At 41.9% G+C, this 23,193-nt stretch carries 21 protein-coding genes and 2 pseudogenes; 2 read left to right on the plus strand and 21 right to left on the minus strand.

The window, feature by feature from the left end; all coding sequences use genetic code 11:
- Positions 1–24: 24 nt before the first annotated feature.
- The 6 genes and pseudogenes from MH117_RS06285 to MH117_RS06310 all read right to left on the minus strand — a co-directional run bounded on the left by MH117_RS06285 (position 25) and on the right by MH117_RS06310 (position 7,174).
- Positions 25–1,425, minus strand: a pseudogene (locus MH117_RS06285) (amino acid permease).
- Positions 1,426–2,197: 772 nt separating this feature from the next.
- Complete coding sequence (locus tag MH117_RS06290) at positions 2,198–2,905, minus strand: DNA alkylation repair protein (protein ID WP_239327835.1); 708 nt, start codon at positions 2,903–2,905, stop codon at positions 2,198–2,200.
- Positions 2,906–3,264: 359 nt separating this feature from the next.
- A complete protein-coding gene (locus MH117_RS06295) occupies positions 3,265–4,026 on the minus strand; it encodes a class I SAM-dependent methyltransferase (RefSeq protein WP_239327836.1) in 762 nt (253 codons plus the stop codon).
- A 259-nt stretch (positions 4,027–4,285) separates the two neighbouring features.
- Positions 4,286–5,581 carry a DUF4179 domain-containing protein gene (locus MH117_RS06300; protein WP_239327837.1) on the minus strand — a complete coding sequence of 432 codons (1,296 nt, stop codon included), beginning with the start codon at positions 5,579–5,581 and terminating at the stop codon, positions 4,286–4,288.
- The gene (locus MH117_RS06305) at positions 5,547–6,110 is read right to left on the minus strand and encodes an RNA polymerase sigma factor (protein ID WP_239327838.1); all 564 of its coding nucleotides are present in this window, start codon (positions 6,108–6,110) and stop codon (positions 5,547–5,549) included. Before MH117_RS06305 ends, MH117_RS06300 begins: the two co-directional genes overlap by 35 nt.
- Positions 6,111–6,406: 296 nt before the next feature.
- Positions 6,407–7,174 carry a GNAT family N-acetyltransferase gene (locus MH117_RS06310; RefSeq protein WP_239327839.1) on the minus strand — a complete coding sequence of 256 codons (768 nt, stop codon included), beginning with the start codon at positions 7,172–7,174 and terminating at the stop codon, positions 6,407–6,409.
- 394 nt (positions 7,175–7,568) lie between these two features.
- On the opposite strand from MH117_RS06310, the gene MH117_RS06315 reads away from it, so the two are divergent.
- Positions 7,569–8,030 (plus strand): hypothetical protein, encoded by a 462-nt coding sequence (locus tag MH117_RS06315; protein WP_239327840.1) that lies wholly within the window; start codon positions 7,569–7,571, stop codon positions 8,028–8,030.
- Positions 8,031–8,169: 139 nt separating this feature from the next.
- Positions 8,170–9,555, plus strand: a complete 1,386-nt coding sequence (locus tag MH117_RS06320) for an SMI1/KNR4 family protein (RefSeq protein ID WP_239327841.1) — start codon at positions 8,170–8,172, stop codon at positions 9,553–9,555.
- A gap of 456 nt (positions 9,556–10,011) precedes the next feature.
- Here MH117_RS06320 and MH117_RS06325 read toward each other — a convergent pair whose 3' ends face one another.
- From MH117_RS06325 to MH117_RS06395, 15 genes and pseudogenes are all read right to left on the minus strand, one after another.
- Positions 10,012–10,164 (minus strand): hypothetical protein, encoded by a 153-nt coding sequence (locus tag MH117_RS06325; RefSeq protein ID WP_239327842.1) that lies wholly within the window; start codon positions 10,162–10,164, stop codon positions 10,012–10,014.
- A gap of 494 nt (positions 10,165–10,658) precedes the next feature.
- On the minus strand, positions 10,659–12,476 hold the full coding sequence (locus MH117_RS06330) for an ABC transporter ATP-binding protein (protein WP_239327843.1): 1,818 nt from the start codon (positions 12,474–12,476) through the stop codon (positions 10,659–10,661).
- Between the two features lie 16 nt (positions 12,477–12,492).
- Positions 12,493–12,891: a hypothetical protein gene (locus MH117_RS06335; protein WP_239327844.1), complete on the minus strand. Its 399-nt coding sequence runs from the start codon at positions 12,889–12,891 to the stop codon at positions 12,493–12,495.
- Entirely contained in the window at positions 12,891–13,370 is a 480-nt protein-coding gene (locus tag MH117_RS06340; protein ID WP_239327845.1) for a hypothetical protein, read from the minus strand. The genes MH117_RS06335 and MH117_RS06340 overlap by 1 nt, the downstream gene beginning before the upstream one ends.
- The gene (locus MH117_RS06345; protein ID WP_239327846.1) at positions 13,367–13,897 is read right to left on the minus strand and encodes a MauE/DoxX family redox-associated membrane protein; all 531 of its coding nucleotides are present in this window, start codon (positions 13,895–13,897) and stop codon (positions 13,367–13,369) included. The genes MH117_RS06340 and MH117_RS06345 overlap by 4 nt, the downstream gene beginning before the upstream one ends.
- Complete coding sequence (locus MH117_RS06350; RefSeq protein WP_239327847.1) at positions 13,894–14,382, minus strand: peroxiredoxin family protein; 489 nt, start codon at positions 14,380–14,382, stop codon at positions 13,894–13,896. The genes MH117_RS06345 and MH117_RS06350 overlap by 4 nt, the downstream gene beginning before the upstream one ends.
- Before the next feature lie 19 nt (positions 14,383–14,401).
- Positions 14,402–14,881: a TlpA family protein disulfide reductase gene (locus tag MH117_RS06355; RefSeq protein ID WP_239327848.1), complete on the minus strand. Its 480-nt coding sequence runs from the start codon at positions 14,879–14,881 to the stop codon at positions 14,402–14,404.
- Positions 14,882–15,661: 780 nt separating this feature from the next.
- Positions 15,662–15,823 (minus strand): annotated as a pseudogene (locus MH117_RS06360) (TCP-1/cpn60 chaperonin family protein); the annotation flags it as partial.
- 96 nt (positions 15,824–15,919) lie between these two features.
- Complete coding sequence (locus MH117_RS06365; protein ID WP_239328664.1) at positions 15,920–16,501, minus strand: CatB-related O-acetyltransferase; 582 nt, start codon at positions 16,499–16,501, stop codon at positions 15,920–15,922.
- A gap of 533 nt (positions 16,502–17,034) precedes the next feature.
- A complete protein-coding gene (locus tag MH117_RS06370) occupies positions 17,035–18,096 on the minus strand; it encodes a suppressor of fused domain protein (protein ID WP_239327849.1) in 1,062 nt (353 codons plus the stop codon).
- A gap of 389 nt (positions 18,097–18,485) precedes the next feature.
- Complete coding sequence (locus MH117_RS06375) at positions 18,486–19,340, minus strand: CPBP family intramembrane glutamic endopeptidase (RefSeq protein ID WP_239327850.1); 855 nt, start codon at positions 19,338–19,340, stop codon at positions 18,486–18,488.
- 89 nt (positions 19,341–19,429) lie between these two features.
- A complete protein-coding gene (locus MH117_RS06380) occupies positions 19,430–20,056 on the minus strand; it encodes an ABC-2 transporter permease (RefSeq protein ID WP_239327851.1) in 627 nt (208 codons plus the stop codon).
- The gene (locus MH117_RS06385) at positions 20,049–20,915 is read right to left on the minus strand and encodes an ABC transporter ATP-binding protein (protein WP_239327852.1); all 867 of its coding nucleotides are present in this window, start codon (positions 20,913–20,915) and stop codon (positions 20,049–20,051) included. The genes MH117_RS06380 and MH117_RS06385 overlap by 8 nt, the downstream gene beginning before the upstream one ends.
- Positions 20,912–21,292, minus strand: coding sequence for a GntR family transcriptional regulator (locus tag MH117_RS06390; RefSeq protein WP_239327853.1), 381 nt, complete (start codon positions 21,290–21,292; stop codon positions 20,912–20,914). The genes MH117_RS06385 and MH117_RS06390 overlap by 4 nt, the downstream gene beginning before the upstream one ends.
- 462 nt (positions 21,293–21,754) lie before the next feature.
- Positions 21,755–23,149, minus strand: coding sequence for a TolC family protein (locus tag MH117_RS06395; RefSeq protein ID WP_239327854.1), 1,395 nt, complete (start codon positions 23,147–23,149; stop codon positions 21,755–21,757).
- Positions 23,150–23,193 lie beyond the last annotated feature (44 nt).

Genomic DNA, 23,193 nt, shown 5'->3' on the forward strand with positions numbered 1-23,193 from the left:
GTTCACTTTTTATATATATTTCTGCTAATTTTTTATTTCATCTGTATTTCCATTACCGGGTTGGTCACTAATCGGAACAGCTTTACTCACTCCGAAAGCGTAAAAGCTGATCACAACGATACCTAGAAAGATAATTCCCGTAATAAGGGACATGCGTGTATCATCATTAATCCACATCCCGACCAATACCATAAACAAAAAAGCAATAGTTACATAGTTCGTAAACGGGGCAAACGGCATTTTGAAAGGATGTCGATCCAATTCGCTGCCTTTTATTTTCCTGAAATTTATTTGACTAATTAAAATAACAAACCATGGAACCATACCAGGAAGTACACTCGCGCTGTATACATGCACAAACAGATTTTCCGGTGCAATATAACTTAAGATTACACCTACACCCAATCATACTAGTACACCAATCGTTCCCAACAAAGGAACACCATTATGGGATATTTTTGTAAATATTTTCGGAGCCTGTCCATTTACTCCTAAAGTATAAAGCATGCGCCCTGCACTATATATTCCACTATTACAGCCTGACATAGCAGACGTGATAACAACAAAGTTAATCAAACCAGCCGCCGCGGTAATACCGACTTTCGCAAATGTCGCCACAAACGGGCTGCCGATCTCTTGCAGCTGATTCCACGGGTACACCGTCACGATGACAAAAATCGCACCAATATAGAAGATCAAAATGCGCCAAATGATACTTTGAGTCGCTTTTGTTAGCGTTTTTTGCGGATTTTTTGCTTCGCCCGCTGTAATCCCGATAAGTTCAACACCTTGATATGCCCCAATAACGAGCGAGAGAGCAAAGAAGAAGCCTGTCCAGCCTCCCGTAAAAAAGCCCCCATGCTGCCACAGATTAGATAACCCAATTGCATTCCCGCCGTTGCCAATCCCAAAGAAGATCAGACCAATCCCGGCTACAATCATTAAGACGATGGTTACGATTTTGATCATCGCAAACCAAAACTCAAATTCACCAAAAGATTTAACGGAAAACAGGTTGGCTGCACCGAGAATCACCATTGCGATAATCCCTGGTATCCAAGATGGCAAATCCGGGAACCAGTATTTCATATATGTCCCAACGGCAATAATTTCCGCCATACCAACAATGACCCACTGGAACCAGTTGCTCCAGGCCGTCATATAACCCGCCAAAGGGTGAATATACTTATGACCAAAGGTCGCAAAAGACCCCGTGCTTGGCTCCACGTACAGCATTTCACCCATTGCACGCATAATAAAAAAGATAAAAATCCCGACAATCGCGTACGCCAGCATGACGGACGGACCTGTCCATTTTATTGTGCTTGCAGAACCCATAAATAATCCAACACCGATTGTACCGCCTAAAGCAATCATTTGAATATGACGGGCTTCAAGGCCCCTTTTCAATTCTTTGTTTTCCATTGCAGTTTTCTCTTCCCCCCGCTACTATTAGCTGTTATTTTGGATAAGCTGCAAAACCATACAATCATTAAGCAGGTACCGGCATTTCGTTATATGAGTAGTCTCCTACCTCTATATAACCGCTCTAATTGTATTATCTTTTTTTGATGGAAACAATTAAGATAAATTGGGAATAAATCAATATTAAGGATTTTGTGTAAATAAATTTAATCTTCTTGGCGGGAAGGAAGTTTCTGCCTTCAACTATTCTTTTGATAGGACTCTATTGAACAGATATATTGGCGGAATTTACGAGAGGAGTTAATGCGGTATGCTAAGCCGTACGGTTAATAGTTAGTTTGCTTATGCTGCAAATGATATGGCAAGGCTTTTCCGGCTGCCCTATTGTCGGCGTGATCGTTAGTGCTTGCTTAACACTATTTTACCGATGGTTAATTCAAGTTTGTATGCAAAAGATTAGTTTTATGTACGTCGGTTATTCTCGTTATCGTGATCACATATCCAGAGTTTACCTAATTTTCACCTAATAATCAAAAAACCACCGCTAATGCAGAGTGAGGATTGATCCGTTTCACATGTTTGGAAACAGTGATCTTGTGCCAAGTTCGCAGATCAGTAGGGCCCTGCGCAACGGGGAGTTTCTCAGTTTCTGAGGGTGCTCTCATCCGTCACGCAAGTGAGAAATCAATCTCCACAGCAGACTGCAGCACGAATGTAAGAAGTTATCATATTGTCCTTCGATGCTGCGTACACCTGTTGTTATCCTTATTCCCTAACACCTAACATATTTTCGTTTGAAACCAAGCTGACTTTTATCAATCGCCTTTTGAATATTATCAGATGCGTTCAGGAACTTGCTTTTTCCGCTTTCGCGGTTGACCTCTACCGGACCCACTTCTTTCGCAATCTCGACCGCCTTGTGATGTAGTGGCACATAGGATACTCCCACTGTGTATATAAAATTGTTCATCGCGTACTTTGTACGCTCAGGAGCATCATGAATCGAATTGTTGACGAGTTCCAACATATCCGCGATTTTTACTTGCGAAAATTCACTGTCTGGACGATTGCCGAGCATCCAGCAATAGCAGCTCCAGCCTGCCGACATTTTAAGCTCTGCACCACTTTTAATCCATTTATCAGCCACCTCTTGTGCGATGTCCGTTTCTGCCAAGGTTACGGCTACCACATAATCCGATAGCATATAAAAATAAGCTTTATCTATCCACCGTTCAAAATCCGCCTCAGACATGGCTTTAGGATCGGCGATGACGCCAGCAAAGTACATCGCATCATAATTTCCAGTAGCATAAAGCTCCTCTGCTAATGATTGATTGCGTTTTATTTTTCTGAAGATGGGCTTCATCTGGCCTGTAGCTACACCAAAAAGCGGTTCGTGCGCGCCGTTGGATAGGTATATCTTTTTGGTTCGTTCCTTGCCGAGGGCTTCAAGCTCTTGCATGACCATATCTAGATTCATTTGTTCGCACTCCCTTTTTAATGGGTTTCTGTTAATGGATAAAGCTTGTCTTTACTTGAATATATCATAAAGTGTACTGAATCCATAAAGTCGGGTTCAAGACTACCTTAACTGAGAAAATGGCAAAGATGTGTGACGATCAAACGAGAGAGAATATTCATTGTTGAAACATCTTCCGAAATTTTTAACCACTTCCTCCAAAATAGAGCCATACAAATCTCGGGCAATCTATGTATATAATGAAGATCGTCGTCATCATGTCTCCGTGACATTCGCTGTTATTGATGTGGCTTGCTCCATGCGCATAACGCTTGTAATAAAAAAGCTTGTTGTCCCTATCGGACAACAAGCTTTTGGCATTATGACTTTCTTACAGCCTCAAAAGTAATGATTTGATCTGCATGAGATGGTTGTTTCCCATACTCATAATCAGCTGAGCATGTAATATCGGAAAATCCAATATGCTCTAAAACAAGCTTAAATTCCTCGATCCCATACCAACGAATAGCAAAGCGCTGCAGCTCGGTTTGAATCAACTGTCCTTGACGCCATTTTTCATACTTTATATACGATACGGTAAACTGGTTGAGCCAATCCATTTCAATTGATTTGTTCTCCATCGTAATACCATCACCGTTAGGTAAAGCAAAAGTTGACGTCGTAATCTCACCTGGCTTCCAATCGTTAGGCAATTGAAGATCAACAATCAAGCGCCCGCCAGGAACAAGATGGTTATAAAAACATTTCAACGCTGCAAGAGAATCCTCTCGCTTTTCAAGTAAACAAAAGGAACCAGTAGGTATAATGATCGCTTCATACGTGAATGGCAATGAGAATTTTTGTAATTTGCATTCGTACAAATTAGGCTTAAAGCCTCTTTCCTCACAACGTGTACGACAAGAAACTAGCATTTCAGGAGAATAATCAATTCCATCGACTATATATCCTGCCTCAAGAAGTGGAATGATAAAGCGCCCTGAACCAACTGCCGCTTCTAAAATACGTCCCTGACACGACTTAAGTCGTTCTTGGTAGTACTCAATATCTCCATTCAAAGAGCAACCTACAGGTTTGGTGAAGTCATAGACTTCAGTACAAAGTGTGCTGTAATAACTAAACATAAATATTTTCCTCCGTTTGTATGTACGGAAGACCCTAATAAAATTAACTCTTCCGTACCTCTAGATTTAAGGATGAGTAAACAGAGCTGACTGTCATAGGAAATCACTCTCTTTCATTAGTAATTATGGAAATTATATAATATCTACGGTAAATAAACAAGGCTGATCTATTAATTCGTTCAAGTAGCAGCAGCCTCTGCTTTTATTTAACTTAACGATAAAACGTGAACCGAAGCTGATATAACAAGCACACTTGATTTTATTTGTTGTAATCTACAGGAATCGATATTTTCTTCTTGTGGGTTTTAATATATTGGTACCCCTCTACCAATAGAAAGTCCGGCTTGTCTGTCGTGATAAACGAATATGTTTGTTCCCACAGAATGTTGCCATTCTTCAAATCCCACTGTCGCTCTTCGGAGATTGATGACACAGGAATTACGTTGCCGCCAGCTCGTATGGATAAACCGTCCGTATCCAAGAACGTAAACTGTTTTCTCGCAATGACAACATCATAGCCTGCTGCCGTTTGGGTAACACTGCGAATCCAGAACTTTTCATCCCCTATTTTAATGGAGCGATCGGATGGTGACGCAAGCAAGATTGGTTCTTGTATTTTGTGATATCCTTCAAAATTGACCAGTTCAAGCTCAAGGGATTGAATATGGTCTGTTGGGAGTGGCTCAAATTTAAGTTGGAAGTCCGGATTACTTCCCCCTGCTCGACTTCTTCCCACTTCTGTTCCATTCACATAAAGCTTGGTTTCACCTGAAAATCTCGGATATTCCTCTAATTCATAATGTCCCTTTATAAGGGTTGAAGTTGGTGAAGCTGTAATGGAGTCATAATAAATAGTCCCTTTATCAACAGCGATGGATTCGGAAAGACCCTCTTTAATGACACTCTTCATTGCTTTATTTGCTTCAAACTCAAAGGAAAGTGGATAGGATATCTTCTCCCCATTATCGAGCCATTCATTGAAAGTAAGGGTTAATGTTCGAGAAAATGGACTAACTGGTTCGAAATCAACGTCTCCAACGAACTGGCTCTTGTTTTTACCTGGGTGACCACCTCCTCCAAGCGGTTTGGAATTGGTCAAGAACCCTTGCAGCTGATCAAAGCTGTAACGTACAAAATCATGATTTGTATATTCAGTGCCTGCAGGCCGATCAATTGTGTAATACATACGGAATACATTATCGTCAGCAATTACACCATTGATGGTAAGGACAGTACCGTCCTTAAACGTTGTGCTTTTATTTATCCTTTGTCCGATTCCCTGCTCCATCACCTCTGCAAAGCTAAGTGAGTTCAAGCTAACACTTCCAAACAGTTTACTTCCATAATAAGCTAAGGCCGGATACTCATATACGCCAACGATAAGAATAAAAGCTGCGGCAGCGGATGCAATCCATGCACGGGCTTTGCTTCGATTTCTTTTTTTGGTTGGAACGTTGTGAAGCGCACTTCGAAGTCTGCTTTCAAAGTCTAACGGAGCATGTATTTGATTTAAGGTCTCTTTATGCGCCTCTAATTTCTCCTCGATCGTTGTCATAACGATCACCTCCGATCATCACTTTTAATTTTTGTATCCCCTGTGAGATTCTCGATTTAATAGTTCCAAGCGGAGCGCCCGTCATGTCCGCAATGGTTTGATATGGTAGATCATGAATATAACGAAGCTCGATCGCTTCTCGCTGCTGTGCATTCAGATGAGACAGCAGCACCTGCATGTCCATCTCGGACTCGGTGTCGCGATATGGATTATCGTCTATTAACACAGCAGCGGATGTTGCTTGCTGTTCTTCTAGTGGAAATACGCTATCCTTTTTACGGAGTAATGTTTTGCACCGATTGACAAGAATCGTTTTGCTCCAGCTGTAGAACGCTTCTTTCTTCTGCAATTGATCAATTTTCTCGTAAAGTACAACGATCATATCTTCCATCGCATCCATAGCATCATGCTCGTTTCCCATGTAGCTGTATGCAAGGCGATAATAAGCATTATGGTCAGCCATAATGAGTTGTAATAAAGCTTCCTTGTTGCCTTTTTGCGCTTGTCTGACAAGATGGCCTACGTTCATGTTCACTCCCCTTTTCTATAGATAAGAGATCATAAAGGTCAGAAAAGTTCATTTGATCTAAAAATTTCATTCGAACCTAAACAACCTTCGTTCATTCTCTGCACTTGAAAATGCTGTGTCATCCTGTAAGATGCTGCGGGCTAAGATGCTCGGAATGGAATCCTCCCCTTTTTTCAACGTCATTGGCCAGTCCTGTAAACAGAATCAAAAAAAAACCGCATTATTATGCGGTTGCATTTGCATGAAGCACGTCTATGTATGGATAAAATTGAGAGCAAGAAATGTGAGTCAGACCATCAATTCGCAGATTCGGGTGAAACGACTTCCCATTTTCCAAACAACGTTAAACCAGCCGCTTTGGCTAATGACGTAGATGCATAGTTATCAAGTTGACAGCGGTATTGGGGTTCGTATCCTTGTTTACATGCATACCTGCTTATAGAGCGCACAACATTGCGGGCATGGCCTTTCCCGCGATAAGCTATCAGGGTAAGAACACCGATATCCGCAATTTGTGCATTCTCCCAAGGATACATACTAGCGGCGCAGACCAGGTTGTGTTGGTCAAAAGAGCCAAATACCGCCCAGTGATCCAATTCCACATAAGCATCATCCAGATCTTGTTCCGAAGCAGAGGCTTGAAATTCAGAAAATACCACGTCATCTTGTACTGTCAGCTGACGTAAATCACCCTTAACGGTTTCCTGCTCTAATACGTGCTTATCTTCTTCTGTAAAATAAAACAGATAATCTGCACCATGCAGCGTAATGCCGGCTCCATTCAATTTCTGCCGGAAAATGGCTTCTGTCAGTTCTTCTTGTACTGTAAGTCCTGCTTTATCGGCCAGTGCTGGCGTCAGAACAGCGCTCACTTTTCCATCGGTCGTTTCCAGTACCATGACCCGATTGTCTTCGCTCAGGTCAGAATTGATAATAATCGTAAATTCTTCATCGTGATACAGGAGACTGCCGTTCACAAACGGTGCCTGCCAAAAATCGGTGGTGGTTTGAGAAAATGAAGAGCTATTACTGGCTGGAGTAGGTTGAGTTTCGTGTTTGGGCATGAAGTTCACTACCTTTTCTTTGTCTTTAGCCGTTCTCTATTGCATGTCCTTCGTGTGCTCACAATTATCGTTTTTTACACACTTTCACTAACTTTTCAACTTAACAGTCTTTCATATGAGCGGATAATCAACATCTATTCATATATAAATCGGATTGTAACATATTCCAATTGCAACATACTAGCTATGAATCACGGTTCTCATATTCATGTACACAGCCAAATATTGATGTTACTATTTATAAAGGCAGAAGATACCAAGCCGTATTTTGACTCACTTACAGGACCTCTGCAAATGATTGTCAATCCAGACCTGCCATTACCCATAGCAAACTGTAATCATTAGATCGTTAGATAGAATGAGTTTTATTCATCCTATCTAGCAGGAGGAAATCATGACATTTATGCTTCTAATGGCGAGCGCCGCTATAAATACGATCCAATTTGTATTTGTGGGTGGCGCCGTTTTTGTGGGATTTGTCTTTTTTCTGATTGGCTGGCCGCAATCCAAGTCCATAAAAAAATGGTTTACGCTCGACATGATCAAATTTGCGCTTACCGTCTTTTTTACATTACTTACATTGATCGTGTATATGGTCGTTACTTATCGGAACGTACGAACTAGCAGCACATTGGCCTTCATTCCTCCATATTCCATTGATGTCTACCTGATGCAAGCCAAAAGTTTGGTGCTTTGGGGATTTATGCAGGGGGCCTTCGCGCTGCTTGCATTTAAATGGATGCTGCCACTGATGTTTGGGGAGCTGAAACTAGATAAAAAGCACAATTTGATAGTTGCGGGTGGCGCCCTATTAACAATTGCTGGTGGCAGTGTTGCATGGATGTCATCGGTCTAAAGCAAAGTTGCCTGTATCCAGCAGTTAGCGATACCCATGAACTCATCTATCCTCACTGGATCAAATTATCGTAATGAATTTGCAGTGAATTTTGATCTTTCATATTCTCATTTCTAAAAAATTGATAGCGGAGGCTGCCATGAATCCCGTACACATTGAACAATTAAACCAATGGCATGAAGAAGACAAACATCAACAAATCGTCGATGCACTTTTAACTATTCTTGAAAAGGACCGGGACTATGAGACGAATAATCGCCTGGGCAGAGCCTATAACAACTTGGGGCTATATGAAGAAGCACTTCATCACTTTGAACTAATAGCGGAAGCGGGCCAGCCTGATCCGTTGTGGCACTATCGGGTAGGCTTTGCTTTATACCATTTGAAACGATATGAGGATGCGGTTAAGGCCTTACGCAACGCAGACCAACTCAATGCTGGTGATCAGCACACCGAATCGTTGTTAAAATGGAGCTTGCAAAAAGCCGAGAAGCAGCAAAGGGAACAGCGGCGAATTGAGGCCAAAAGGAAAGCGGCATTGGAATCGCATGGAACAGCAGCGAATCAAGTTCTGTTAGCGAACATGCCGCTGACCGATTTTTGGGAGGAAAGTGAGTATGCAAGGAATTCCTATCAATCCGAACCGCCAATGGATGACCTTGTTATCTCGATCGAGGAAGAGCTTGGTTACAAGCTCCCTGCCTCTTATATCACACTGATGAAGCAGCAAAATGGTGGGATTCCGAAAAATGCCTGCTTTCCAACGGAGGAAGCAACTTCCTGGGCTGAGGACCATATTGCGATAAGCGGCATTATGGGTATTGGACGTGAGAAAAGCTACTCGCTCTGCGGAGATTTAGGCAGCACATTTATGATTGAGGAATGGGGATATCCAGACATTGGCGTCGTAATCTGTGATTGTCCTTCAGCAGGTCATGACGTTGTGATGCTGGACTACCGCGCATGTGGAAGAGATGGTGAACCCGAAGTTATTCATGTGGATCAAGAAGATGATTATGAAATCACTTTTCTGGCCGATAATTTTGAAGCGTTTATTAGCGGCCTAGTGAATGAAGAGGAGTATGATACCTCTGAAGAGGACAAACATGCCGCTCTTGATAAAGTGGCCCACGGCAAATTTTCACCGTTGCTTGAAGAACTTTGCGCCGCAATCACAGATGTGGAACAGCTTGAACAGAAAATCCGTCGAATTTGTACACAGATTGTTGAAGAAAAAGGTCATTTTTCTTTCCATGCGGATGAATTATCCTATGTGATGTATGATGTGCAGTTTTGGTTATATACAAAGTCATACCCAGATACTAGCCGGGAACAATACTTGACTATTTATGAGAAGATGATTACTTTCGGTGGAGAATTCAGTCTTGGCGGCTACGCTCCATCCTTTATTACAGATTGGCTGGACCGTCGCTTGCAGGAAGGACGGATTGTACAGGATAATGGATGCCTTCATGCTACAAATTTGTTTGTAGATGAAGTGGTCCAGCAGTTGCAATCAGCCTGAGAGAGCTCAATTTGGGAAATCACTCCTTTTTCTATGCCTGATAAACCTTGTTTCTACAAGGGTTTAAATGGATGGAATTGATTCATTGAAGTATTTTTATAAATAAAAATTCCTCCTGGCCACACAGTCAGAAATGTATTCTAACTGTGGTACCAGGAGGAAGCTCACATAAATATTCGACAAGCATCCAAATATAACAATATAAGTTATGTACGATGTCATGAACGCTTATCATTCATCTAAATTTTTACCTCTTTCATCTAATACGAACAAATACCGCTACTATCAAACTCATGGCAGCACGTTTCATAACAACTTACAGATTGCAGTTGTACCTGGATATAGATGTCTACAATCCTCTGCACAATAAGTCACCTATTCACCTGCGATATGACCAGATTTTCATATCGTTTTGAAAATCTGGTGTATCTTTTACGGATTCGCAAGTACTTGCAGCTAGTAAGAGCAGCTGCCACAGCCGCCAAACTCTGCGCAGTTCAGTTCGTAGCAAACACCGATTATTGCATCTCCTGAATAGGGATAACCACAACCTCCAGCACATTCTGTCACCCATCGGCCTCCTGGACATTCTCCGTTAGGACACGCCATTAGTAAACCCCTCCTTTCATATTCGATTAACTCTGCATTGCCAATGAAATCTTGCAAGTTTTACCACTGCTTAAACCTAATAATCGCAACCGCAGTATCCAAATTCTCCACAATTAAGTTCTGGACACAAACCAACCATAACACTGGACTGCCCAGGATACGGACATCCGCTATAACACACTGCCTCCCATTTATCTCCTGGGCATTGATGATTAGGACAAGACATCATTTTCACCTCCTTTGTAACTTTTAGCAACGTGACCGCATACACACGAATCATAATAGGCTTAAGAGGTACTTCAATTCACCTAGAACTAACAGCTACAGCCAATCAGATAAGCGCAGTCTAATTCAGCACAATAATACAGTAACGTGCTATCACTAGCCGGCCAAGGAAAGGAACAACCAGATGGTGCACAATAATCATACATGTACCCTGGGCAATCTGTAGTGCATTTACTAGGCATTTTATCACCTCCTTTCTAGCATTTATGTTATTTAACTCCCCCCGTAATTAATGGTTCTTCTTCCCATTCCTTCGTATACCAGCTTGCCTGATTACGGAACATCTCCGCATATTCGCCATCCTTCTCCATTAGTTCCTCGTGATTCCCTTGCTCAATGAGGCTTCCTTCTTTTAATACTAGAATTCGATCTGCATAGCGACAGCTTCCTAACCTGTGAGAAATAAAAATGGCGGTCTTCCCAACGGTGAGCTCCATCAAGTTACGAAAGATGGAAGACTCCGTCATCGGATCAAGCGAAGCGGTAGGCTCATCTAACACAATCAATTCAAAGCTGCGAAAAATAGAGCGGTTCACAGCTATCTTTTGCCATTGCCCATAGGAAAGCTCCTGACCTCCCGTAAATTTGGAGCCTAGTATCGTATCCCATCCTTGAGGAAGTTTCTTAATAAAAGATGAGGAATCAGCAAGATCACTAGAGTGCAGCATACGTTCCATATTATCCATTTCCTCAATCTGACCCATGCCGATATTTTCTTTTACCGAAAATGGGAATTGAAGAAAGTCTTGAAAGACAGCGCTCATATGGGCACGCATCGTGCTTTCCTTAACATGTTCTAAGGAAATGCCATCCACATAGATGGAACCACTGTCTGGTTTATATAGTCCAAGCAAGCATTTAGCCAGCGTGCTTTTCCCAGCACCGTTAGCCCCAACAATAGCAATCTTTTCTCCAGCTTGAATCGTAAAGCTGATTTCATTCAGAATCGGATGAATAGAGCTTGGGTACTTAAAGCTGAGGTTGTTTACGACAATCCCAGTTGTCATCGGAGATGGAAAGTTCTCTGTCTGTGTTGGGCCATTTTCTTCTGGAAGTTGGAGAAATTGTATAACTTCATTGGCGTGCTTGATGTCTTGATGAATGCGGGAATAGCTCTGGGCAATTCCTTGGACAGACGTTTGGGTACTAAAGAGTGCTTGTGTTAAAGCCACATAGCTGCCGATCTCCAATGCACCTTGTGCGCCACTGTGGAGTAGAAATAGCACCATTCCACTCAATACAACTAATGATAGGGTGTGCACTCCATACGTAATCCCCATCACTTTTCTCTCAAGCGAGAGCTTTCGCTTGGCAATGCTCCAAGCAAGCTGCTTCCATTTCTCAATCAGATATGGAGCCGCTTCATATACACGCAGCTCTTTAGCCGCTTCTCTGCTCTTCAGCACATGACTTAAGTAAGAGGTCATACGGTCATCGGGAGTTTGTTTTAAAATAAGTTCAAATCTGATCTTACTTTCGTAGATATAAGATACTAGCATTGGAAACACAAGCAGGATCATGCCAGCCGACAATAACCAGTGAAATTGGAATAAGATGAGGAAGTAGCCTGATACAGTAACAATACTCTGAATAATATTGAGTATCGTAAACACTAGATTGATACCTTGCAGATTCAGACTAAATGCTGTGCGTTGAAGTTGATCGAAGTTGGTATGACTATCAAAGTAAGAGAGGGATAATCGATTGACCTTTGTAGATAACATTTCATCAAAATATAAAGCGGTGCGATGATTAAAATACTGCTCGACATATTTGCGAGCATTTTGCATGAAAGCGCCACCGAGTAACAAGAGTAGTTGTATAGTAACTAAAGTTTTTGCTTGAGACATGAGATCATTAGAATTAACTTTGAACAGTGAAGCCGCAACGTTCACCAGTTCGTTAGTCAAAGATAGCTGAGCAATAGGAACAAACGCTTGAAGAAGGGTGATAAGCAGCAAAGCACATAAAGATAATCGAGACACCTTCCACAATAAGGGAAAAAGAAATGTAAGAGCTTGTTGCATTGCGCTATCTCCTTATTTAGTTGTCATCACAACAGATATAAACAGGATACTTTGCCAACTCAACTCCATATTGATCATTCATGGCAACCTTAAATATGCCCTCATTGTGTACCACAAACCGAACCTCAAAGCTAAAATCTTTACCCGCAGGCATCTCTGAAGATCTCACATTGACGATGTCATCAAACTTTTTCTCCCAGATCATCTCGTCATTGGGGCCAAGAACATTTAAATACACCACATCCTCAGCTTCATCCAAGATCCATATTTTCACCCATACATGAATAATAGCTACAGCAGGATAGGTGCGAACAGCAATCTTGTTACGAACATGTTGGATCGTATGCGCTTTCTCTGTATTATTACTTACAACCAGATCAGCGACCACCAATTGACCCATTAAACCTGTGCTCATTATACAGCCTCCCCTTCTTGAACTTTACCATCCTGTTTATATAGCTGTGTTTCTAAATACATTTCTACCTCTGTATATCGAACAGAACGAACTCCATTCCACGCTATTACTTCTGTCTTCTCCCGCAGTAATGCGGTCCACTTGGAAGTAGCCTCATTTGAAGCAGGGAGAACATGCCCGCATCCTTTCCATATCTTCTGTTTCATACGAACCAAAAAATCAGGTCCATGCATGACAACTACAATATTACTCGACTGGCTGCTGCTTTTAGACATAATGGCGTCTATTTTCTTAAAAGAAGAATGCGCGTAATCGACCCCTATAATAATTACATTGTTTTGATTTAATGCTAGCTCCTGCTTGGCTTCTTGAAATATACGACGCTCCATTTTTTTTATTGAACACTTTGCCTGGTACAGCAGAAGGCAAAGCAGCGTCATCATCATGACCGTACCAGATAACACCCATAATATACTCATAGCCGCAACCTCAATCGTTTGTTATGTTGTAAACTGCTTCGAAGATCCGCTATAAGCAAGTAGCCACAGATGAGGAGCGTATTGATCGCCAGTTGAAGCCATGAGCCAGAAGCACCCTGCCCCAACGCAGGAATCAGGAACACCTTCCCTGCCGCTAATGCCAGCAGTACGAGATTGCGGGTAAGCGGATATCGGTTCAACCAACTATTCGAGCCAAAGCATGAACAGGTGGCCGCTTCATCATTTGCACGTCTTCGCTTCCACAGCAGTGCAAACGTAAACCAAGCCAGTATAACAATTGCCATGCTTTCCTTTACGTATGATGCTGTACCCGAAGCAAACGTTACAAATAATAGAATCTCTGTCGTCAACACCCCTCTCGCAGCAGCAGCTAGGTACTTCTCTTTTAATAACCGATAAGAACCTATCGATAATTGAAAGTCTTGAATACGGCTAACCTTAGAATAAAAGGCCGCAAAAAACACTGCTGCCAGCAAGCTATCCAGCAAATAGGAAGCCCAAATCACAACTTCGCCCCCTTGACAATACTTGCTAACGATTGTAAATCTCTTATTCCGTTAATAGAGTAGCTATGCGTAATCATCCCCCCTGCCAGATGAAACACATATGGGGTCGCATCTACTCCGTATCTAGCTGTATATTCTGTATCCGACATTGCTACGACAGGAAACGGATATTGAAAGTGCTGCACTAGCTCCTGAATTTCTTCATCCGCACCACTGCAAATCATAATAAATTTGCCCTCGTATGAGCTGGCAAAAGTGTTCAGGTCTGGGAGCATATCAATACAGCCTAAACAGGTCAAAGAAACAATCACAACAATAGCTGAGGGATGGCTCTCAAAATGGTCATACACGCCATCGCTTTGGAACCTCATCCCTTCAATGACTGTGGGAGTTGGCGTCTGCGCCTGCAATCGAGCAGGTATAAAATTGTTGAGTCTCTCACCTGCACCGGGAGCGAATAAATCCTCAAATTTAACTTTTGTCACACAGCATCCCTCCTAATTTTTATTCTGCAACCATGACTGGTTTGTGAAATCGTGAGAACGGCGCTGCCAACTTTTCTAAAAACTCAACCCTTCCAGCATGAGCAATCGTAATGATTTGCCCTTCTGAATTGAGTCCATAAGCCCATGGGTATCCTCGTACTTTTATCTGCTGAGACATCACTTCTTCTGTAGCGATATATAATCGAGCCGATTCATGAAATGCCATCTTGGTCAACTCAAATTTATGTTCATCTGTCACTACAAACATAATCAACTTATAGTACGGGTGCTTTTGAATGAACGCATCCAATGCTTTCATTGCCGGCAAGCATGGGGCACAATTTGTGCTTAAAGCCGCTACGAGCAGGTAGTCGTCGATTAGATCATACAGCTTTAAATCTTCATAGTTGGGAATTGTGATATTAGGTAAATAATCTCCAATCCTCCATTGCTCATTCGTGCGTAAAAATTCAGGCAGCTTCATGTCTTCCATGTTCATAGCCAATACACTCACCCTTTCTAGATTATGTAGCTTCTTGTTCAGGTTGAAGAACATAGCGATGCATTATATAACATTATCTATCCGTGGATATCGATATAATTTCAATCAATCGTTGTATCCCCCCTAGTCAAAGTACATATCGCATATAATGTAAGCGCATACACAATTATATGCTACTCTTTTATATTCATATATTTAGATATAACGTATAATAAATAGCTTCCTTATTGGCACAACCTAATCATGATTTAGCCGAAGCAAGCACACATTGTAACCCCTTACAAACGAGTTTGAAGTGTCATAAACGTAGCCATATATACTTAAGTGAAGGTAACAATCAGATAAGAACAGTCATAAAATGAGAGAACACAAGGTAGGTAGGAACTAAAGGAAATGAAGTGGTAGGTAGGCTGGCTAGTAGCATTTAGAAGATGTTGCACCTTCACTATATTCCATACATTTCAACTTGTAAATATCATTTTCTAGCTTATTTTAATCGGTTCAACTGGGACAACTCGGATTTAGTAATTTATTGGTAACTCAAATTTTCTGATTGATTTCACATGATATTTAAACGCAAGTATAGTAAGCTCTACCCTTGTTGTGAGGTAAGAAATTTTGAACCACGGTTTATAAATAAAAAGAGGCTTCTCAAAAGTTCAGTGAACAAATAAGAGGCCTCTTCCCTTGTAGGGATCACATTATACCCAAATGCTATCCCGTGGTGTGCTTTTTAGAAAAACCATGTGGCAGCAAGGCTAGTGGGGCCTCATTACATCATTTCGCCATCCCACCCATGCCGCCCATATCAGGTATAGCTGGTGCATTCTTTTCAGATTTATCAGCGATAACCGCTTCTATTGTCATGAACTTCGCTGCAATGGAAGCTTCGTTTTATAATGCGGAACGCATTACTTTTGCTAGGTAAACGATACCTGTCAAAGCCTTTAGCGCAAATATATCAGTGTTACTCTGCAATGGTCTCCGGTTTAGTGGAACCAAGTATGGGTCGGAAAAAGGTACTTCAGTAAAAATTCACATAGTGCCCTCCAATTTTGCTTGTTGAATAAATTCATCAATTCGATTGGATAGTAACAACGGCAGCGTAGAAAAAATGTGATGGATCGGCCATTTCCACCAAGCGATATCTTCAAGCTCCGCTATTTGTTCATCGGAAAAGCGATAACGTATAATCCGGGCTGGATTACCTCCAACAATAGCATATGGGGGCACATCTTTAGTAACGAGGCTCCGGGCAGATACAACAGCACCGTTGCCAATGGTTACACCAGACAAGATATAGCTGTCAATGCCGATCCAGACATCATTACCGATTATCACGTTACCTTTGGTTTTGGGGTGTCCTAAAAAGGCCTGCGCTTGCGAAAATATTGGATTAAAGGGATAAGTAGTCACCCAATCCACATTGTGTTCTCCACCAAGCATAATAGTCACACGTGGTGCGATAGAGCAAAATTTGCCTATGGTAAGACTTGCTCCTTCTCCCCAAGAGAGCACATCTGGCTGTCCATAAGTAAAGTCACCGATTGAATACGCTGCATAACGTACGTTTTGATTCATAAATATGCCTAACCTTTTAAATTCATCCTCATTCATCTCCGACACTCTCTTCAACTTTCACCTTCTCCTCTCTTTGCGTATCTTATGGTCAGTCAACTATCTTCATAATATTTAGACTTCTCCCTACAATAGAACTCACATTTTTCATCGTTCATCTTATTTACATGGACTGTCTACACAATATCAGACATAATCTTGAACGTTGCCTCAGCACAGCATATCGGAGGGGAAACCTTTCATACTTAAAGAGCGATCAATGTTGAACCCTGTTACTTCTCATCTATTCATTTGTTTTTAAACTCACGACCTCGATCGATGTGAAATAGCTCATTATTTGTGCAATAGTTAACAAATTCACCTAGCAATGTTAGATTTTCCGATGTTCTTCTGTGCATATTCTAAACAAAAACCACTCCCTAATAGAATTATTAAGAAGTGGTCATTGCTTGATTTATTATTTACGGTTTAGAGCAGAAGGGCAGGGAAGCCTAATTTACGTAAAATATATATCTAAATGATAATTGAAGTGCATCGTCAGATCTTTGAGGAGAGTTCCAAATAAGTCCTTCTTATCCTATAGTGGATACGACTTGCCCATTTTGATCTCGGATATACGTTTTTACGACTTGAATGGTCAATCCTTTGTAAGTGGAAAGCATGAGTACGCTCTCCTGCGGTTGCATGATTTGTGAAAGCTCGGCGGCTGCCGCAGTATCCAATGTCAACCGTACTTCTTTTTCTCCGCTCTCACAACGTGTTTCCTCCCCTGGCGCCAGTATGACCCGCAAGTCTTGGCTGGAAAGTGTTAGTTCCTTCCCTTTCAGCAGGCGGCCACGGATCAGTTTGGCAACGGTACCGGCCTGTTTCGCTCCTAAAGTGAGTACTGCTGGCGTCTTGGTAAGCAGACGATTTTTCCCAGGCTCCCATGATAATTGATCCACAAATAAAAATCCGGTATTGGAACCGTCACGTTCTATGCCACACTGCACAGCCTCAGCAATAACGGGAACTTGCAGCATGGAGTCCCTTGATAAATTGGTGATATAACCCGGCATCATCACTTGACAAGCATCTAACATTTTCAGTGTATTCCATGTTTTAATCGCTTCCAGCTCGTCCTCAGTCATACCAATCATTTGTACAAACTCGACTCGTCCGTTTGGTGTATGTATGGCAGGAAGCTCAGCATCTTCGATAAAGACAAGTGCTGTTAATTTCGTATCAGATTCCAAACAGATGGGACCGTTGGCATCCAAATAATCACCAGCAGCAAGCACATTTCCGCTGCTAAATACATATCTCCCCATATTTTGAAGTAAGTTCAGCGCCCAAGCTGGCGGCTCCTCTTCATGTTCCTCGCGTGTGAGCCGAAACGTAAGTTCGAATCCGAAACCGCTGTAATCGGTATCTTCGGATTCTTTTTCATACAGCTCCGAAAATCCAAAGGTGACGAAGTGCCAGTGCGGAAACGGCTGCTCTGCCTTATAGACACTAATTCCATCCAGCGGATCATGTCCCCCCAGCTCATACGAAATCATCGTACCGTAATGCTTCGGCTCCTGTGCTCCATAAATGTTGACCATTTGCTCTTCGATGGCATCCCATCCAGTTGTAACAACATCCTCGCTCATTTGTTTTCCCTCCAATGATGATTTGGTTCAACGTTAGCTGCTTGTCAGGGGAAGCTTTGAATGGGTTGCTCCTAAAATTCGTTTAAACTGATCTATGAACGTTCGTTTCATTTCAGTCCACTCCGTGATCAACTAGGTCATACTGTTGGAAGTGAAAAATTAGGGAGTCGTAGTCCCCATTTCCATAATGGATCTGGTGGAAAATGGGGAGTCCATAGCCTGATTAAGATTAGTATATGGGCTCAGGAAGAAAGCAATCAACCTATCCCATTACTGTTGTTCAATAAAACATACCTATGTCCTATAGATTTAAGTCTTTTTCCTTATGTAAGTTGGTTCATAACTTTAGCTCAAATGCTGTGCAGGTGGCTTTTATCCAGTTCGCGAGTTTAACTAATATGCTTTTTCCGGATAATACGCTGTGCACTTAGTATAACAAGTGACACAATTATGCCCCCGATCTGCATCATAGCGATAGCGAATAGCATGCCGATTCCAGCTTCTGATTCGTGGTAGGTTATGATTGGCGGTACACCATATGCATGCGGGAGGATGACAAACCTCATAATTTCTAAGTATGTAAGGTGAAAACCAATCGACGTCCAGATACTACCTGTCCATAAACGGAGTAACTGCAAGCCTACTCCAAAACATATAATTATTACGATGTAAGAGATGTCAATCGATACTCCAGGTACAAGTCCAACGAATGCTTGAATTAGGGCAACCGCTGTCGTGACGCATACAAATAGTAAAGTTTGAAATAATACAGACAGCCAGGCGGGAAATCGATGGCGTAATACATCATACAGCAAACCTCGCAACCCTAGCTCCTCTGGCAAAGCTTCATAAAAAACTGCAAACAATAGATTAATGAGCAGCGCAGTGAACCACTGATTGGGAGGGTACCATTTTTCAATGACAATCCACCCTTGCGAACTAGCTACAATGAAACTCAATGCAGCCAATGCAATTGCCAGTAGAATCCCGGTAATAAAGTGGTATCCCCTTTTCCAGGAATAGATCGGAGTTTGGGGTTTTACACCAGTCATCCGATAGAGATGCTGATACAAATACAAAATAATCGGAACTACCAGCCCGCTCATCACAATACTCTTAACCAAATATTGAGCATGCTTTGATGAGCCGAACATCTGTACAGTAACATCACCAGAAGATGAAGCTAGAAACAGGGCAGCAACTAATGTCGCCCATCCAGCAAGCAATAAACGTATCCATTTCATATTTTGATTTTCTGTCAATAGCATTACATCGTAGTCCTTTCATTCAAAGTATGAGTCGTTTTATTTGCTACTAAGAGATGGAGCTATTTCTAAAGATCCTTCCTCGTAAACAGCTTTGCAGTTATGAAATAGGACGCCATAAACAACAGCGAAATACCCGCTAGCACCAAATAAAAAATTTGACTACTGCTAGAACCTTCCTCCCTAATCAAATTCATAAAAATAGCTGTAGGCTGTGCCAGTGCAATGAGCAGTATCATAAACACACCATTAATAATAGTGGCTCCCTTTTTGCTAAATGCATAAAAAAGCGGCAAGTATACGGAAGTTAGAACAAGAGTTATGCCTACCGGACCGAGTATGTCTTTGATCGAATAATCAGGCTTGTTGAGCTCCGGGAAATATAGATTAACGAGCAAATGAATCCCATAAGAAACAAGGACGCCCACTACCGTATAAATAATGGCTGATACGTATTTGGCTAGGACAATCTGCTTGCGTTTAATCGGAAGTGTAACTAGAAAAATGTGATTATGGTGTTTAATATCAATCAATGTGCCGAGCATAATTGTTGCAAAAGCGGTATAGATTCCAACAAGGTGAATAGATGATGACATCTTTGGAATAAACGCGACACTAAATACAACTAGATACATAAGACTCATCCAAAATGAGCTTTTTAAAGCGATAAAGTCTTTTCGGACTAGGTTAAGCATGAACTTGGCCCCCTCTAGCGGTGAAATACATGATATCCTCTAACGATGGTTTGTCCAAAACAGCATAACTGCCAAATAAACGCTCAGCATCCTGCCGATTATCTACTAAGCCTTCAAAACCAACGTTTGTCTCACGGATTCCGACAAATTGTGTTCGAACATCTGCATCTAGCAGTTGTGAATCGCCTTTTACGATCACGTATCTATCGAGTACATCATCTTTCGTATCATTAAATACGAGCTTTCCACGATTGATGAAAGCAATGTAGTCGGCAATGCGATCCAAGTCTGTCGTGATATGAGTCGAGAAAATAATCGAATTTCGCTCATCCTGCATCATATCCGCCAACAGATCGAGCATTTCCCTGCGGAACACAGGATCTAGACCTGAGGTTGGCTCGTCCATAATGAGGAGTTCTGCCTCATGCGATAACGCCACAGCTAGAGCAAACTTCACTTTCATCCCCTTGGATAATTGTTCAATCTTTTTCTTGGGTGACAACTCGAACTGTTCAAGATACCGATTAAACTTCGGTTCGTCCCACTTTTTATAGAAAGGCGCGATCAGCTTCTTCATGTCATGAATCGTAAGATGCTCATAATAGAAGCAATCATCCGACACAATGCCTATGCGCTGCTTAATGTCCATTTCTTGAGCAGGCATATCACAGCCTAGAATCTTTACACTCCCGGAGTCTGGACGGATTATACCGAGCATCATCTTGATCAAGGTGCTCTTACCAACACCATTTGGGCCAATGAGTCCGGTAATGTATCCTTGTTTTACATCGAGAGATACGTTGTCCACTGTAAATTGAGCATATTTTTTGGTAAGGCTACGTAATTCTATTACATTCATATCTGTTCCTCCTCGAACAATAAAGTCAGATAATTCATGACATCTTGTTGGCTCATACTTAATTCCTTGCTTTCTTGTATGATTTCAATCATTTTCTCCTCTAATCGTTTCATTCGCTGCTCCCGAATAAAATCTGTGTTTGCCCCTGACACAAAACACCCTTTGCCTACAACAGAGTCGATCAGCTTCTCTTTCTCCAACTCCTCATAGGCACGCTTCGTTGTAATGACGCTAACTTGCAAATCTTTGGCCAGCTGTCTGATAGAAGGGAGGTTATCACCAGCACGCAATTCCCCACACAGTATGCTCTGTCTAATCTGATTCATAATTTGCATATAAATGGGATCGCTCGAAGCGTTGGATATGATAATGTTCATGTTCCACCTCACCATCGTCTATAGAGTAACTACTGTGTATATATAATATATACACTATTTACTATTTCGTCAACACATTCATGTTTTGTATGGTTGTAGTCAGCCTATGCGGTATTGTGAAGAGCAGGTGTTGACTAATTTTATGTCAGTCTAGAAATAACAAAAAAATCGCATTTTATGCGATTTCAGCCCTATCAAATCTAGTTTTTCCCCATTTCCCCTCACTTACCTACAGTTAAGTGAATTAGGAGACAACCGCTTTAGTCTTATTGATCACGATGTTTAAAGAAGTGCGGTATCATCAGGACATAACATATACGCAGCAAAACTGAGGAGAGAACAAATTGGAATGGCAAAATGACCAGAACCCTAAATACACTGCGGATCAGAGCAGTTGGTGCTACAATTATCAGAGCCGTTCTGAATGAACGGCTCCACTTTCATTGAAATCAAGCTCTACTCTTACTCCGTAATCGCCGTCTCGCTATTATTTGCAAAAATAAACCCCTTCTCCATAGCCTCCACCTTACTCCTCATCACGACATATTGCAGCTGCAGCAGCTTGACTTTCATGTCCGCCTGCTGCCGTTGAAAGCCGGCTTGATTAAGCTCATGGGATGGCATGCTCCCCAATTTAACACAGCGCTGTACCATGGCATAATTGGCAGCTGCCTCGTTTGCCTCTACTTGTGCTGTTTTGTACAGCTGATAAGTATGGTCTGCCTCGCTATAAGTAGCATTAATGTGTTTCATTACCTGCACATTAGTCTGTTTTGTCTGCGCGAGTGTAAGTGCCATAATTGCCCCCAAATAGCTTTTTCCATGAGCATTAGAAGTCTTTGTGTTTGCCTGTTCCCACCATGCCTGTTTTAGCTCATTCCACTTTCGCTTCATTTCATACGATCGTGATAATATTTCCTCCGTACTTTTACGGTTTGGCAGCACAACATCACCCGCTTCTACATCTGCCAATACGATAGATGGATCGTAACGAATACCTAGATCAAAGCAGAGCTGCAGCAAAGCGAGACGATAGTTGATGCGCTGAACCTCTATTTCAGTTGTCTGCTGGGATATTTTCAACTGCAGTTCCCTCATATTATCTGTTGCAGCCATTCCCTGCCCTTGCAGCGCCAATAGACGTTTGCGCTCTCTATTCAATAGCTGCAGCGCCTCTTCATGCAGTTTCTGCTGCTCTTGCAAGGATAATAATTGTACGTATTGATTCGTTATTTTTAACTTGATCACTTCCTTAGCCTCTACCAGGTCAAGCTCTGAATTCCACTTGTCACGTTCCAACTGCTTTACAGCAAGTTCTAGTTCGTTCCGCTGCGCTTGCAGCATATCGTTCATTCCGTATACAATTTCGCTGACACTTCTCGTCAACCCATTCACAACAGCATTTGTCTCTACAGTTGGACCGAGCCAGAGCAGCTGCTCTGGAGTAGCGTCTGGTGGAATCTGATAAACTGCATGACTTAATATTTTCTCTGGTGTGTCTGGTAATTGATAAGGATCCATTGGCCAACTTATGGTCATATGGTCAGCCTGTGTTTTAAGATCAGCCCGTTTGGACTCGAGCGCATAGAACTTGAGATGCAGCAATGTTAAGTTAAAGGAATCTGATACAGCTCGCGACTGCACATCAGCCAAAGTTAAGCGTGAAATCTCAACTAAGGGTCGTGAAGCCACAAACGAGGCCGGTAATTTTTTGTCCTTAGTTGCCTGATCTCCCGTCGACATTACGGGTTGATCCGGGATGTTATTTATTGACGTGCTGCTGTCAGCCCATGCCGTTGCAGCAGAGCTCGCAAACAATGCAAGCACTATTGATGCCAAGATTGTTTTTTTGTTCATGCAGTTTTCCTCCCTTAACGGAACTAAAATGACATTCAAAAAAT

It is taken from the genome of Paenibacillus sp. ACRRX (assembly GCF_022346885.1).
Classification (GTDB): Bacteria; Bacillota; Bacilli; order Paenibacillales; family Paenibacillaceae; genus Paenibacillus_B.

Bases quoted from the DNA above. Each gene is read 5' to 3' on its own strand.
- MH117_RS06305 (WP_239327838.1), bottom strand. From the start codon at position 6,110: ATGAACGTAGGCCATCTTGTCAGACAAGCGCAAAAAGGCAACAAGGAA.
- MH117_RS06385 (WP_239327852.1), bottom strand. From the start codon at position 20,915: ATGAATGTAATAGAATTACGTAGCCTTACCAAAAAATATGCTCAATTT.
- MH117_RS06325 (WP_239327842.1), bottom strand. From the start codon at position 10,164: ATGGCGTGTCCTAACGGAGAATGTCCAGGAGGCCGATGGGTGACAGAA.
- MH117_RS06370 (WP_239327849.1), bottom strand. From the start codon at position 18,096: ATGAGCGAGGATGTTGTTACAACTGGATGGGATGCCATCGAAGAGCAA.
- MH117_RS06290 (WP_239327835.1), bottom strand. From the start codon at position 2,905: ATGAATCTAGATATGGTCATGCAAGAGCTTGAAGCCCTCGGCAAGGAA.
- MH117_RS06295 (WP_239327836.1), bottom strand. From the start codon at position 4,026: ATGTTTAGTTATTACAGCACACTTTGTACTGAAGTCTATGACTTCACC.
- MH117_RS06310 (WP_239327839.1), bottom strand. From the start codon at position 7,174: ATGCCCAAACACGAAACTCAACCTACTCCAGCCAGTAATAGCTCTTCA.
- MH117_RS06300 (WP_239327837.1), bottom strand. From the start codon at position 5,581: ATGACAACGATCGAGGAGAAATTAGAGGCGCATAAAGAGACCTTAAAT.
- MH117_RS06355 (WP_239327848.1), bottom strand. From the start codon at position 14,881: ATGAACATGGAAGACATGAAGCTGCCTGAATTTTTACGCACGAATGAG.
- MH117_RS06380 (WP_239327851.1), bottom strand. From the start codon at position 20,056: ATGCTTAACCTAGTCCGAAAAGACTTTATCGCTTTAAAAAGCTCATTT.
- MH117_RS06320 (WP_239327841.1), top strand. From the start codon at position 8,170: ATGAATCCCGTACACATTGAACAATTAAACCAATGGCATGAAGAAGAC.
- MH117_RS06330 (WP_239327843.1), bottom strand. From the start codon at position 12,476: ATGCAACAAGCTCTTACATTTCTTTTTCCCTTATTGTGGAAGGTGTCT.
- MH117_RS06365 (WP_239328664.1), bottom strand. From the start codon at position 16,501: ATGAATGAGGATGAATTTAAAAGGTTAGGCATATTTATGAATCAAAAC.
- MH117_RS06390 (WP_239327853.1), bottom strand. From the start codon at position 21,292: ATGAACATTATCATATCCAACGCTTCGAGCGATCCCATTTATATGCAA.
- MH117_RS06375 (WP_239327850.1), bottom strand. From the start codon at position 19,340: ATGAAATGGATACGTTTATTGCTTGCTGGATGGGCGACATTAGTTGCT.
- MH117_RS06315 (WP_239327840.1), top strand. From the start codon at position 7,569: ATGACATTTATGCTTCTAATGGCGAGCGCCGCTATAAATACGATCCAA.
- MH117_RS06340 (WP_239327845.1), bottom strand. From the start codon at position 13,370: ATGAGTATATTATGGGTGTTATCTGGTACGGTCATGATGATGACGCTG.
- MH117_RS06395 (WP_239327854.1), bottom strand. From the start codon at position 23,149: ATGAACAAAAAAACAATCTTGGCATCAATAGTGCTTGCATTGTTTGCG.
- MH117_RS06335 (WP_239327844.1), bottom strand. From the start codon at position 12,891: ATGAGCACAGGTTTAATGGGTCAATTGGTGGTCGCTGATCTGGTTGTA.